We start from the raw sequence: 12310 nt of genomic DNA on the forward strand, positions 1-12310 counted from the left end.
CACCAGGCCTACCGCCACGGGCAAGCCCCTGCGCGGCCGCAACCCGCTATTGCGGCTGGATTCGCGCCGCGGCCACCAGCGCCTGGTTGCGGGCGATCTCGGCGGCGATCACCTCGGCGAAGCGGGCCGGCGTCTCGGCCAGTGGTGTCAGGCCCAGATCGGCCATGCGGGCGGCCACCGCGGGTTCGGCCGCCGCCTGGTTCACCGCCGCATTGGCGCGGGTGACGAAATCCGCCGGCAGGTCCTTCGGCCCCCAGATGCCGGTCCAGCCCTCATAGGCCATGTCGGGGAAGCCGGCCTCGATCAGCGTCGGCACCTCCGGCAGCACCCGCTGGCGGCCGGCGGAGGTGACGCAATAGGCGCGCAGCCGGCCCTCCCGCACCAGCGGGATGGCGGGGCCGAGCGGGGCGAAGAACAGGCTGACGGCGCCGGAGACCAGGTCGTTCATCGCCGGGCCGGTGCCGCGATAGGAGACGAAGGTGGTCTCCACCCCCAGCTTCTGCCACAGCGCCGCGGTGGCCAGCTGGCCGACCGAGCCGAGCGAGGAGCCGGCGAAGGAGAAACGCTCCGGCGTCGCGCGCAGCGCGGCCAGCAGCGCCGTCAGGTCCTGCGGTGCCAGGCCGCTGCCGCCGACCAGCACATAGGGGATGGAGACGGTGCGCGCGACCGGGGTGAAATCCGCCCGCAGGTCGAAGGGCACGTTGCGCTGCACGAAGGGCAGCACGGTCAGGACCTCATTCGAATAGAGCAGCGTGCCGCCATCCGGCGCGCTGCGCGCCACCAGCTCCGCCCCCACCACGCCATTGGCGCCGGAGCGGTTCTCGATCACCCAGGCGCCGCCCAGCAGCTCCGCCGCGCGGGGGGCGATGAGCCGGGCGGTGAGGTCCGTGGTGCCGCCGGGCGGATAGGGCACGACCAACCGGGCATTGCGCAGGCCCTGGGCCCGGCCCGGCGCAGGCAGCGCCAATCCACCGAGCGCCAGCGCGAGCGCCCCCCGGCGCGTGGGTGCGACGGTCATGTTTCCCCCTTCGGTTCTTGCTTCGGTAAATGCTTCAATACCTAAGCATCCTGGCAGGGGATGGGAGGTGTCAAGCCGTTCCGCTACAGTACGAGGTCGGACCCCAGCATGGCATGCAGCGCGGCCAGGCCTGAAGCGGGATCTGCCGCCACGCCTTGGTCCAGGCCGACCGATGGGGCCGGCGGCGGGACCAGGCCGAGATCGATGTCCTGCGCCAGCTCGCCTGAGGCGAGCAGCAGCATTCCGCTGCGGCCCAGATGAGCGTCCCAGGCGATCTCCACCCGATAGGTGGCGGGGGCAAGACCGCTGAAGCGCCAGGCGCCCTCCGCATCCGTGCTGGTGGCGGCCAGCACGCGGCCGGCGGCATCCAGCAGGCGTACCCCGGCGCCGGCGATCGCCGCCTCCCCCACCGCGCGGCTTCCGTCGCCATCCAGGTCCTGCCAGGCGCGGCCGGCGAGCGCTGCGGGGGTGAAGACGCCCGCATCCAGCCGGGCCGCCCCGCCCTCCGCCAGCGTCACCGCCTCGGTCAGGCCGCTGCGCGGATCGACCTGGCTCCCGGGCGAGGGCGTGGAAAAGGGCTGCGCGCCCTGCGGCGCGAAACCCAGGCGATAGGTGCCGGCGGCCAGATCCTCGAAGCGGAACAGGCCCTCCGCATCGGTGACGGCGCTGCGGCCGGTGGCGAGGCCCGTGGCATCCAGCAGCGCCACCAGCCTTCCGGCGACGCCAGCCTCGCCAGGGTCCTGCCGGCCATTGCCATTGGCATCCTCGAAGACCCGGCCGCCGAGCGTGGCGCGGCCGGGCGCCGGCGCCTCGGCCACCGGCTCGGGCGGCAAGGCGGCGTCGGGTTGCCGGGGCGCAGGGGGCGCCGCCGGATCCTCCGGCCTGGCGAGGCCCGCTTCGGTCCAGTCCGCCTCCCCCGGCATTTCTGTCGCCAGCTGCTCCCAGGCCGGGGGTGGGGGGACGCCGGGACCCGGATCGGCAGGCGTGGCCGGGGCGCCATGGCCGGGCGGGCCGGGCCGTTCCAGCAGCCAGGCGAGGCGCCAGTCGGCGGCGGCCCTGTCCTCCGGCGCGTCGAGGCTCAGCAGGTCGAAGGGGGCAAGGCGCGGCGTGACGGACATGCGGGACCCTCAGCGGGTCGCCGGCCGGGCGCCGGATCATCCCGTTAATGATCCATATACCTATTTTTTAGACCATCTCAAGCCTTGCCGGCCGCGTGCTCCTCCGCCGCGACCAGCAGCACCAGCTCCGCCCCATCCTCCACCAGCTCGCCGACCCGGCAGCGCAGGGCCTGCACCAGGCCATCTGCCGGGGCGGCGATGCGCATCTGCACCTTCATCGCCTCCATCACCAGCAGCACCGTGCCGCGCGCCACCGCCTGCCCCTCCTCCACCAGCAGGCTGAGGATCCGCCCCGGCATGGGCGCCAGCACCCGGCCGCCGCCTTCCTGCGCGGTGCCGGAGGCCGCGCCGGGATCGACCAGCGCCAGCTCATGGGTCGCGCCATCCAGCAGCACCGTCAGCGCGGCGCCGTCCCGCAGCACGGTGGCGCGGAAGGCCTGGCCGTCCAGCACGGCCGAGAGCGCCTCACCCTGCCAGTGCGCCGCCGCGACCTCGGCCGGGCCATCCGGCAGGTCGAGGCGCGGATCGGCGCCGGGATGCGTCCGCAGCCGCAGCACCGCCTCCCCGTCCCGCAGCCGGAAATCCTGGTGGCCGGGGCCGTTCAGGCGCCAGGCGCTGGCCTCGCCCCAGGGGGAATGCGGATCCGCCGCCTCGGTGCGGGAGGCATCCCGCAGCATGCGCAGCAGCGCCGCCGCCAGCGCCGCGCGGGGGGCCGGGCCGGACGGCGCCAGCAGCGCCTCGGCATGGCGGGCGATGAAGCCGGTATCCAGCGCCGCCGCGGCGAAGTCCGGATGCGCGGCGATGCCACGCAGCAGCGGCAGGTTGCTGCGGATGCCGGCGACGGCGGAGGCAGCTAGCGCACGGTCCAGCCGCCGCAGCGCCGTGGCGCGGTCCGGCCCATGGGCGATGATCTTGGCCAGCATCGGGTCGTAATGGATGGAGACCGCATCCCCCGGCCGCACCCCGGCGTCCACCCGGATGCCCGGCAGGCCCTCGGGCAGCGCCAGATGCTTCAGCATCCCGGTGGAGGGCGCGAAGTCCCGCGCCGGGTCCTCGGCATAAAGCCGCACCTCGATGGCATGGCCATTGAGGAGAACCTGGTCCTGGCGCAGCGGCAGCGCCTCCCCCATCGCGATGCGCAGCTGCCATTCCACGAGGTCGAGGCCGGTGATGGCCTCCGTCACCGGATGCTCCACCTGCAGCCGGGTGTTCATCTCCATGAAGTGGAAGTCTTCGTCGGTGGCGATGAATTCGACCGTGCCGGCGCCGACGTAACCCACCGCGCGGGCGGCGGCGCAGGCGGCGGCGCCCATGGCGGCGCGGCGTTCCGCGGTCATGCCCGGGGCGGGCGCCTCCTCCACCACCTTCTGGTGACGGCGCTGGATGGAGCAGTCGCGCTCATGCAGGTGGATGATATGGCCCTGGCTGTCGCCAAAGACCTGGATCTCGATATGACGAGGTTGCGCCAGGTAGCGTTCGAGCAGCAGGCGGTCGTCGCCGAAGGCGGCGCGCGCCTCGCCCTTGGCCAGGGACAGCGCCTCCTCCAGCTCCGCCGCGCTGGTCGCCACCTTCATGCCCTTGCCGCCGCCGCCGGCGCTGGCCTTGACCAGGATGGGAAAGCCGATGCGCGCGGCCTCCGCCCGCAGCCGGTCCTCCGACTGGTCCTCCCCGTGATAGCCGGGCACCAGCGGCACGCTGGAAGCCTCCATCAGCGCCTTGGCCGCGGCCTTGGAGCCCATGGCGCGGATGGCGGCGGGCGGGGGCCCGACCCAGGTGAGGCCGGCTTCGATCACGGCTTCGGCGAAATCCGCGTTTTCCGAGAGGAAGCCATAGCCGGGATGCACCGCCTCTGCCCCCGTGGCGCGGGCGGCGGCCAGGATGGCGGGGATGCTGAGATAGCTTTCGCGGGCCGGGGCCGGGCCGAGCCGCGCGGCCGCATCGGCCGCGGCGACATGCGCCGCCCCCGCATCGGCATCGGAAAACACCGCGATGCCGCGCAGCCCCATGCGCCGGGCGGTGGCCAGGATGCGGACCGCGATCTCCCCGCGATTCGCGACCAGCAGGCTGCCAAAGGGGCGGGTCACAGGCGGAACACGCCGAAGCGTGCCTCCCCATCCCAGCCCGGCACCGGGTTGTTGCGCGCGGCCGAGAGCGCGAGCGCCAGCACCAGCCGCGTATCCTCCGGCGGGATCACGCCATCGTCCCAGATGCGGGCCGAGGCATAGGCCGGGCTACCCTGAGCCTCATACTGTGCCGCGATCGGCGCCTTGAAGGCGGCCTCCTCTTCCGCGGACCAGGCGCCGCCGCGGGATTCGATCGCGTCGCGCCGCAGCGTCGCCATCACCGCGGCGGCCTGTGGCCCACCCATCACGCTGATGCGCGCATTCGGCCACATGAAGAGGAAGCGCGGCGCATAGGCGCGGCCGCACATGCCGTAATTGCCCGCGCCAAAGCTGCCGCCGATGATGACGGTGAATTTCGGCACCCGGGCGGTGGCCACGGCGGTCACCATCTTGGCGCCGTCCTTGGCGATGCCGCCGGATTCGTATTTCCGGCCGACCATGAAGCCGGTGATGTTCTGCAGGAAGACCAGCGGGATGCCGCGCTGGTCACACAGCTCGATGAAATGCGCGCCCTTCTGGGCCGATTCGGAAAAAAGCACGCCGTTATTGGCGACGATGCCGACTCGGTAGCCCCAGATCCGGGCGAAGCCGGTGACCAGCGTCGGGCCATAAAGCGGCTTGAACTCGTCGAATTCGCTGGCGTCGACGAGGCGGGCGATCACCTCCCGCACGTCATAGCCTTCGGCGAAGTCGGTGGGGACTACGCCGCCCAGCTCCTCCGGCGGGTAGAGCGGCGGGCGCGGCGGCGCGGGGTCGTCGAAGCCGGCGGGCTTGGCGCGGTTCAGCCCGGCGACGATCCGCCGCGCCAGGCCCAGCGCATGGTCGTCCGATTCCGCCAGGTGGTCGGTGACGCCGGAGGTGCGGCTATGCAGCTCCGCCCCGCCGAGATCCTCGGCGGAGACCACCTCCCCGGTCGCGGCCTTCACCAAAGGGGGGCCGGCCAGGAAGATGGTGCCCTGGTTGCGGACGATGATGGCCTGGTCCGCCATGGCCGGCACATAGGCGCCGCCGGCCGTGCAGCTGCCCATCACCACCGCGATCTGCGGGATGCCCGCCGCCGACATCCGGGCCTGGTTGAAGAAGATGCGGCCGAAGTGGTCGCGGTCCGGAAAGACCTCGTCCTGGTTCGGCAGGTTGGCGCCGCCGCTATCCACCAGATAGAGGCAGGGCAGCCGGTTCTGCTCCGCGATCTCCTGCGCCCGCAGGTGCTTCTTCACGGTGACGGGGAAGTAGGTGCCGCCCTTCACCGTGGCGTCGTTGGCGACGATCATGCATTCGCGTCCGGCGACGCGGCCGATGCCGGTGATGATCCCGCCCGCCGGCACCTCCCCGCCATACATCCCCTGCGCAGCGAGCTGGGAGAGTTCCAGGAAGGGCGAGGCCGGGTCGATCAGGGCGCGGATGCGATCGCGCGGCAGCAGCTTGCTGCGGTCCAGGTGGCGCTTGCGGGCGGCTTCCCCGCCGCCCAGCCGGATCCGCTCCACCGTGCTGCGAAGCTCCGCCACCAGTTCCGCCATGCGCGCCGCATGGGCGCGGAAGCTGGTGGAACGCGGATCGGCCGCGCTGACGATCACCGGCATGGCCCGAACCCCGTCATCCGCCACTCCCCCCAGCTTTCCGCCACTGCGGCATGCCGGACGGGGTTCCGTCAATCAGCCCCCGGGGCGGGGCGCACCGGACAACAAAAAAGGGCGCCCGAAGGCGCCCTCTTCCGTCTGGCCTGAAGGGCCTGAGATCAGCGCAGGACGATCTCGACGCGGCGGTTCTGCGGCTCGCGCACACCGTCGGCGGTCGGGACCAGCGGGCGGCTCTCGCCGAAGGCCTGGATCGACATGGCGGAGCGGGCCACGCCACGGCGCTCCAGCTCGGCCGCCACGGCGGCAGCGCGGCGCTCGGACAGGCGCTGGTTGTACTGCGGCGTGCCGGAGCGGTCGGCGTGGCCGGAGACCTCGATGCGGGTCGTGCCGACGCGCTGGCTGTTCGTCGCGGCTTCCGCGATGATCTGGCGTGCACGGTCCGTCAGGTCGGCGCGGTCGAAGTCGAAGAACACCAGGTAGGTGCGGGCGACGGCCGGGGCGGCGGCCGGCGGGGCGGCCGGGGCCACGACCGGCGGCGGCGGCGTCACGCCGAAGGCGTAGCGCAGGCCGATCAGCAGGCTGTGGTTGAAGTTGTCCACCTCGGCATTGCCGGCCGCGCCCGGGCGGGCGTTGCTACGGGTGTCCAGCTCCGGGGAGAGCGTGCCCATGAAGCGGTATTCCGTGGTCACGGCCAGGCCGGGCACCGCGGAGATCGGGAAGGCGGCGCCGACGATCGCCTGGTAGGCGAAGCGGCCCTGCTCGCCATCGGTCACGGAGTTGATGCCATTGGCGCCAACCGCGCGGACGCTGTCATACTCGTGCCAGATGTAGCCCGCACCGGCGCCGACATACGGCGTGATGAAGCTGCCCGGGCCCAGGTCGAAGTCATACAGGGCGTTGGCCATCACGCCGTAGGAGCGGGCCTTGCCATCCGTCCGCACCGGGCGGGTCAGGCCGGTGAAGCCGCTGATGCCGTCCACCTCGTTCTCGCGGTAGGAGGCCTCGAGCTCCACGCGGACGCCGTTGCCGTAGCCGTAGCCGAGGCTGATCACGCCAACATAGCCGTAGTTGAACTCGATCTGGCCGCTGCGCTGGGCGTTGGTCGTGCCGGCGACCACGGGGCCGCTCGTGCTGACATCGCTTTCCTGCAGCAGGTTCACGCCGGCGCCAGCGCCGACATAGAAGCCGCTGATCGGCTGTGCCTGGGCTGCCAGCGGCAGGGCCAGGAAGGTTGCGGCCAGGAGGGCGTTCCGAACTCGCATGATCATCGCTCCTTGGTCCCCGGTTAGTCCGGAGAGATGGCAGGCCGGCACGATCCGGACGCCCATTCGAGGATTTTCTACCTCGCAACCGCGGCGCGAGCGAGAGGTTGATGATGCCGCTCCGGCAACGGGTCGCAGGCTGTGGCTGCGGCGCAACAGTTGTTAAGCCGGGCGCGGAGGCTGCCGCCGCATGTTAAGCTGCCTCCGCATGACCCGACCCGCCGCCTCCCCCTCTGCCAGCCCCTCCGGCAGCCCCTCCGGCAGCGCTTCGGCGCACCCTTCCCCCGCCCCCGGCTGGGCCGCGCCCACCCTGACCGAGTCGGCCTATGCCCGACTCGAGGAAATGATCGTCACCCTCGACCTCGCCCCCGGCAGCGTGGTCTCCGAGGCCATTCTCGGCCGGCTGCTGGGCATCGGCACCACCCCGGTGCGGGAAGCGCTGCAGCGCCTGGCGCGGGAACACCTGGTGCAGGTGCTGCCGCGCCGGGGCGTGGTGGTCACCGGGGTGGACCTGCACCAGCAGCTGCATGTGCTGGAAACCCGGCGGGAGCTGGACCGGCTGATCGCCCGCGCCGCCGCCCGCCGCGCCCGCCCGGCCGAGCGCGCCGCCCTGGCCGCGCTGGCCGCCGGCATGACGGAAGCCGCCCGCATCCAGGATGCGCGCGGTTTCCTGCGCCTGGACGGGCAGCTCAGCCAGGCGCTGGCCGAGGCGGCCCGCAACCCGGTGGCCGCCGCCTGCGTCGCCAGCCTGCATGCCGTGGCGCGGCGCTTCTGGTTCTACCACCACAGCGCCGAGGAGGAGCTGACCGAGACCGCCGCGCTGCACGTGGCCGTCGCCGGCGCCGTGGCGGAGGGGCAGGAGGCGATGGCGGCCGAGGCCTCCGACCGGCTGATCGCGCAGATGATCCGCCTGGCCCGCCGCACCGTGCCCGAGCTTGACCCGGAAACCGGCCCCACCGCATAGATCGCCCTGGAACATGACTGGCATGCCAGCACGTCAAGCAGGCATCAGGGGGGAAACGGCCATGCAGGTGCAACCGGTCGGTACGGATTTCGTGGCGGAGATCTCGGGCCTCGACCTGCGCCGCCCCCTGATGCCGGCCGATCTGGCGGCGGTGGAGGCGGCGGCGGATCGCTACGCCGTCCTGGTCTTCCGCGGCCAGGCGCTGGATGACGACCAGCAGATGGCCTTCGGCGCGGCGCTCGGCCCGCTGGAGCAGGAGACGGCGACGGTCGATGTCCACAAGCGCCGCCTGCAGCACGCCCAGATGAACGACATCTCCAACCTGGACGAGCAGGGCCGGCTGCTGGCCGCGGATGACCGGCGGCGGATGTTCAACCTGGGCAACCGCCTTTGGCACAGCGACAGCAGCTTCAAGCGGGTGCCCGCCAAATACTCCATGCTGCATGCCCGCAGCGTGCCCCCCGCCGGCGGCAATACCGAATTCGCCGATATGCGCGCCGCCTGGGACGCGCTGCCGCCCGCCGAGCAGGACCGGCTGCGCGGTCTGGTGGCCGACCATTCGCTGATCTTCTCCCGCGCCATGCTCGGCTTCGGCGACTTCACGGCGGAGGAGCGGAAGAAATTCGCACCCGTGCCGCAGCGCCTGGTGCGCCGGCACCCGGGCTCCGGCCGCCTCTCGCTCTACCTGTCCTCCCATATCGGCCGGATCCAGGGCATGCCGGTGCCGGAGGCGATGGCCCTGCTGCGCGACCTGACGGAACACGCGACGCAGCGCCACTTCGTCTACGCCCATGAATGGCGCAACCATGACCTGGTGCTGTGGGACAACCGCTGCACCATGCACCGCGCCCGGCCCTTCGAGGATACGCGCTACAAGCGCGACATGCGGCGCGTGACGCTGATGGATTCGGCGCCGACGCTGGACCAGGCGGCCTGACGGCGCTGCGCTTCCCGCAGAACGGTTGACGCTGGATCCACCTGTTTGAGCTGGCCGCAAGGCGCGCCTTCACAGCTGGCGGAGATCGGCCGCGTGCCCTGGCCGCAGGGCGCGAATACGCCCAAGGGCTGGGGCGCAACCATGCGCCCAGCCGAACCGAACCCCTTGCCAAGCCCGCCTGCCCTGCCCGCGCCGAGGCGGCAGGAGCTGATGGCCCATCTGCGCGACCTGGGCTGGCAGGAACTGCCCCTCGGGGCAGGGCCGCCCGCGCCGGACGGTCCGCTGCTGGTCGCGCATCCGGGGCATGGCCTGGCACTGCTCGCGCTCTCACCCGCGGGGGAAGGAAGGCTGGCGGAGGATCTGCGGCAGAGGCTGCGGGCGGGCGGGCCCGGCATCGCGCGCCTGCCGCTCATCCACCGCAGCCTCGGGCCGGGCGATGGCTGGCGCCTGAGCGGCATCCTCGACCAGGCCTTCGCCGAGGCCCCGCCGCTGGATCGGGACGGCCAGGCGGAGGACTGGATCGGGGCCGCGCGGCGGATGCTGCAGCCGGCGGCCGTGCCGCCCCGCCGCAGCCGGCCGCCGGCGCTGCTGCTGTTCTGGTGCGGCCTGCTGGCGGGTGCCGGCTCGCTGGCCGCGGTGCTGCAACTGCTGGGCCCGCCCCCTGCCCCACCCCCCGCGCCGATGGCGGAGGCTGCCCTGCCGTCCCGCCAGGCCGCGCCCGGCCCCGCCCCCGCGCTGCAGGCCGCGCCTTCGCCCGCCGATGCCGCGCCCCTGCCCCCTGCCGCCCAACCGCCTGCACCGGCTGCGCTGCCCCCGCCGCCGCCGGCGCCGCCCCTGCTGGCCGAGGCCGCGCCGCTGGAGGCGGCGCCGGAGGGTGCCGTCGCGCCTCGCATCTTCGTCCATCACCTGCCTGGCAGCAGCGCGGCCGCCGGCGCGCTGGCGGCCCGCGCGGCGCGCCTGGGCGGCAGCGTGGAGGTGCGCGACGTGCCCTTCACGCCGCCCACGCCGCAGGTGCGCTTCTTCCGCCCCTCCGACGAGGCGCTGGCACGCCGCCTGGCCGGCACGCTCGGCCCCGGCTGGCGGCTGCACGACCTGACGCGCTTCAGCCCGCGGCCCAGGCCCGGCACGCTGGAAATCTGGCTGCCGGCGGAGGAGTGATCAGGCGGCGAGAAAATCCCGCAGCAGGGCCAGCACGGCAGCCGGCTGTTCCTGCTGCACCCAATGCCCCGCGCCGCGCACCAGGTGCAGGCCGCGAAAATCGGCGCAGCCTTCCCGCTGCATGCGCGCCAGGGCGCCGGGGAACTGGTGGATGCCCCAGTCGCTGGCGCCGGCGACGAAGCAGGCCGGCACGGTGATGCGAAGGCCGCGGAACAGCGCCAGCTCCGCCGCATTCGCGCCGGTGGTGCCTGCGCGATAGGATTGCAGCCCGCCGGCAAATCCGGTGCGGGCATATTCAGCGGCATAGACGGCCAGTTCCGCATCCGTCAGCCAGGGCGCCTCGCCCGTCGGCGCATAGGGCGCGACCGCTTCGGGCATCGTCGCCTGCAGCGGCATCACGTAGTAGTCGGGCAGCTTCGCCAATTCCCCCGCCGTCCAGCCGGACAGTTCGAAGGGCGTGTTGCCGGGCCAGTCGGCGCTCTTGTGATGGTAGTAGGCGCGCAGGAAGGCGTGCAGGCCCTGCGGCGGATGGTACATCTCGGCGGCGGCGTGACGCTCGGCATAGTACCACTGGTAGTGCTTGCGCGGCGGGTCCAGCGCGGCCAGCGCCGCATGCACATCCGCCGCATTGGGCAAGGGGCGCGGCGGCACGCCGGCGAAGGGCGCGCTCATCAACGCCACGCGGCGAAAGACATCGGGACGGATCAGCGCGCAGCTGGCGGCGACGGGCGAGCCGTAGTCGTGGCCCACCACCGCATGCAGCGCGGGAATGCCGAGAACCTCCAGCAGCGCAAGCTGGTCGCGCACGATATTGGTCAGCAGGAAGGGCGCCAGCGGCTCGTCATAGCCCGCGCTCCATCCCGTGGTGCGGCCATAGCCGCGCAGATCGGGGGCGAGGACGTGATAGCCCGCCTCCGCCAGGCCGGGCATGACCTTGCGCCAGGAGAAGGCGAGTTCGGGAAAGCCGTGCAGCAGCAGAACCGCGGGCTGTCCCGGCTGCCCGGCTTCCAGCAGATGCACCGCGAGGCCGTTCACATCGGGGACGATGCGGCTGCGCAGCCCTTCGTGTAGCAGCTTCGGGTCGAGCGGCGTCATCGCGATCCTCTACGTCTTGCCGTCCCGGCGGGGTTGTCTTGCCGGTGCCGGCGGGGCCGCGCACACTCGCCCGAAGGTCGCGAGGGAACAAGCTTCATGTGGCAGGCCCACACCATCATCCACAACGGCACGGCGATGCCCTTCGCGGAGGCGCGACTGCATCCGCTGTCCGTCGCGGTCGCCTATGGCGTGGCGGTGTTCGAGGGGCTGCGCGCCTATCGCAACCCGGCCGATGGCAGCTTCAGCGTCTTCCGCCTGGACGAGCATCTGGCGCGGCTGCAGCAGGGCATGAAGGTGATGCGCTTCGATGCGCCGCCGAGCACGGAAGTGCTGCGCGAAGCGGTGCTGGAGGTGGTGCGGCTGAACGCGCCGGATGACGACGCCTATATCCGCCTGCAGGCGCAGATCGAGACCCTCGGCACGCTGGCCAGCACCGGGCCGGTGGGCTGGGTGGTGGCGGCGCTGCCGCGCGAGCGTTCGGCAAAATTCGCCACGGGGCTGGCCGCCACCGTCTCCTCCTGGATCCGCATCTCGGACAATGCGATGCCGCCGCGCATCAAGGCCTCGGCGAACTATCACGCCAGCCGCCTGGCGAATCTGCAGGCGCGGGCCGATGGCTACGACAGTGCGCTGCTGCTGACGCAGCGCGGCAAGCTGTCCGAGGCCGCATCCGCCTGCATCTTCCTGCTGCGCGACGGCGTGCTGGTGACGCCGGGCAAGTCCAGCGACATCCTGGAAAGCGTGACGCGGGAGACGGTGCTGACACTGGCGGCGGAGGCCGGCCTTCCTGTGGAACAGCGCGACGTGGACCGCACCGAGCTCTACGTGGCCGAGGAGGTCTTCCTCTGCGGCACGGGGCAGGAGCTGGTGGCCGTGACCAGCGTGGACCGACTGCCGGTGGGCGATGGCCGGCCGGGCGCGGTGACGCAGCGTTTGCAGTCAGCCTATGAGGCGGTGGTGCGGGGCACCACCAACGCCCATCCGGAATGGCGCGCGCGGGTCTAGATCCGTTTCACCGACAGTGAAGACGGTGAAACGGATCTAGCTAAATGTCTGAA

The 12310-nt window shown here is 72.4% G+C and carries 10 protein-coding genes; 4 read left to right on the forward strand and 6 right to left on the reverse strand.

Features of this window, described 5'->3' with window-relative positions:
* Nucleotides 1-46 precede the first annotated feature (46 nt).
* The 5 genes from J3S20_RS14285 to J3S20_RS14305 all read right to left on the reverse strand — a co-directional run bounded on the left by J3S20_RS14285 (nucleotide 47) and on the right by J3S20_RS14305 (nucleotide 7098).
* Nucleotides 47-1018, reverse strand: a complete 972-nt coding sequence (locus J3S20_RS14285) for a Bug family tripartite tricarboxylate transporter substrate binding protein (RefSeq protein WP_216837173.1) — start codon at nucleotides 1016-1018, stop codon at nucleotides 47-49.
* Nucleotides 1019-1101: 83 nt separating this feature from the next.
* Entirely contained in the window at nucleotides 1102-2136 is a 1035-nt protein-coding gene (locus tag J3S20_RS14290; protein ID WP_216837174.1) for an SdrD B-like domain-containing protein, read from the reverse strand.
* Between the two features lie 77 nt (nucleotides 2137-2213).
* The gene (locus J3S20_RS14295) at nucleotides 2214-4220 is read right to left on the reverse strand and encodes an ATP-binding protein (RefSeq protein ID WP_343215224.1); all 2007 of its coding nucleotides are present in this window, start codon (nucleotides 4218-4220) and stop codon (nucleotides 2214-2216) included.
* Complete coding sequence (locus J3S20_RS14300) at nucleotides 4217-5839, reverse strand: carboxyl transferase domain-containing protein (RefSeq protein ID WP_216837175.1); 1623 nt, start codon at nucleotides 5837-5839, stop codon at nucleotides 4217-4219. Before J3S20_RS14300 ends, J3S20_RS14295 begins: the two co-directional genes overlap by 4 nt.
* 155 nt (nucleotides 5840-5994) lie before the next feature.
* Nucleotides 5995-7098, reverse strand: a complete 1104-nt coding sequence (locus J3S20_RS14305) for an OmpA family protein (protein WP_216837176.1) — start codon at nucleotides 7096-7098, stop codon at nucleotides 5995-5997.
* A 208-nt stretch (nucleotides 7099-7306) separates the two neighbouring features.
* On the opposite strand from J3S20_RS14305, the gene J3S20_RS14310 reads away from it, so the two are divergent.
* The 3 genes from J3S20_RS14310 to J3S20_RS14320 all read left to right on the forward strand — a co-directional run bounded on the left by J3S20_RS14310 (nucleotide 7307) and on the right by J3S20_RS14320 (nucleotide 10157).
* Complete coding sequence (locus J3S20_RS14310) at nucleotides 7307-8062, forward strand: GntR family transcriptional regulator (RefSeq protein WP_216837177.1); 756 nt, start codon at nucleotides 7307-7309, stop codon at nucleotides 8060-8062.
* A gap of 61 nt (nucleotides 8063-8123) precedes the next feature.
* On the forward strand, nucleotides 8124-8999 hold the full coding sequence (locus J3S20_RS14315; RefSeq protein WP_216837178.1) for a TauD/TfdA dioxygenase family protein: 876 nt from the start codon (nucleotides 8124-8126) through the stop codon (nucleotides 8997-8999).
* Nucleotides 9000-9209: 210 nt separating this feature from the next.
* Nucleotides 9210-10157 (forward strand): hypothetical protein, encoded by a 948-nt coding sequence (locus J3S20_RS14320; protein WP_216837179.1) that lies wholly within the window; start codon nucleotides 9210-9212, stop codon nucleotides 10155-10157.
* Here J3S20_RS14320 and J3S20_RS14325 read toward each other — a convergent pair whose 3' ends face one another.
* The gene (locus tag J3S20_RS14325; protein WP_216837180.1) at nucleotides 10158-11252 is read right to left on the reverse strand and encodes an alpha/beta fold hydrolase; all 1095 of its coding nucleotides are present in this window, start codon (nucleotides 11250-11252) and stop codon (nucleotides 10158-10160) included.
* Nucleotides 11253-11348: 96 nt separating this feature from the next.
* Here J3S20_RS14325 and ilvE point away from each other — a divergent pair, with 96 nt between their 5' ends.
* The gene (gene ilvE / locus J3S20_RS14330; RefSeq protein WP_216837181.1) at nucleotides 11349-12257 is read left to right on the forward strand and encodes a branched-chain-amino-acid transaminase; all 909 of its coding nucleotides are present in this window, start codon (nucleotides 11349-11351) and stop codon (nucleotides 12255-12257) included.
* Nucleotides 12258-12310: the final 53 nt, after the last annotated feature.

The sequence above is a fragment of the Falsiroseomonas tokyonensis genome (assembly GCF_019024325.1).
Taxonomy (GTDB): domain Bacteria; phylum Pseudomonadota; class Alphaproteobacteria; order Acetobacterales; family Acetobacteraceae; genus Falsiroseomonas; species Falsiroseomonas tokyonensis.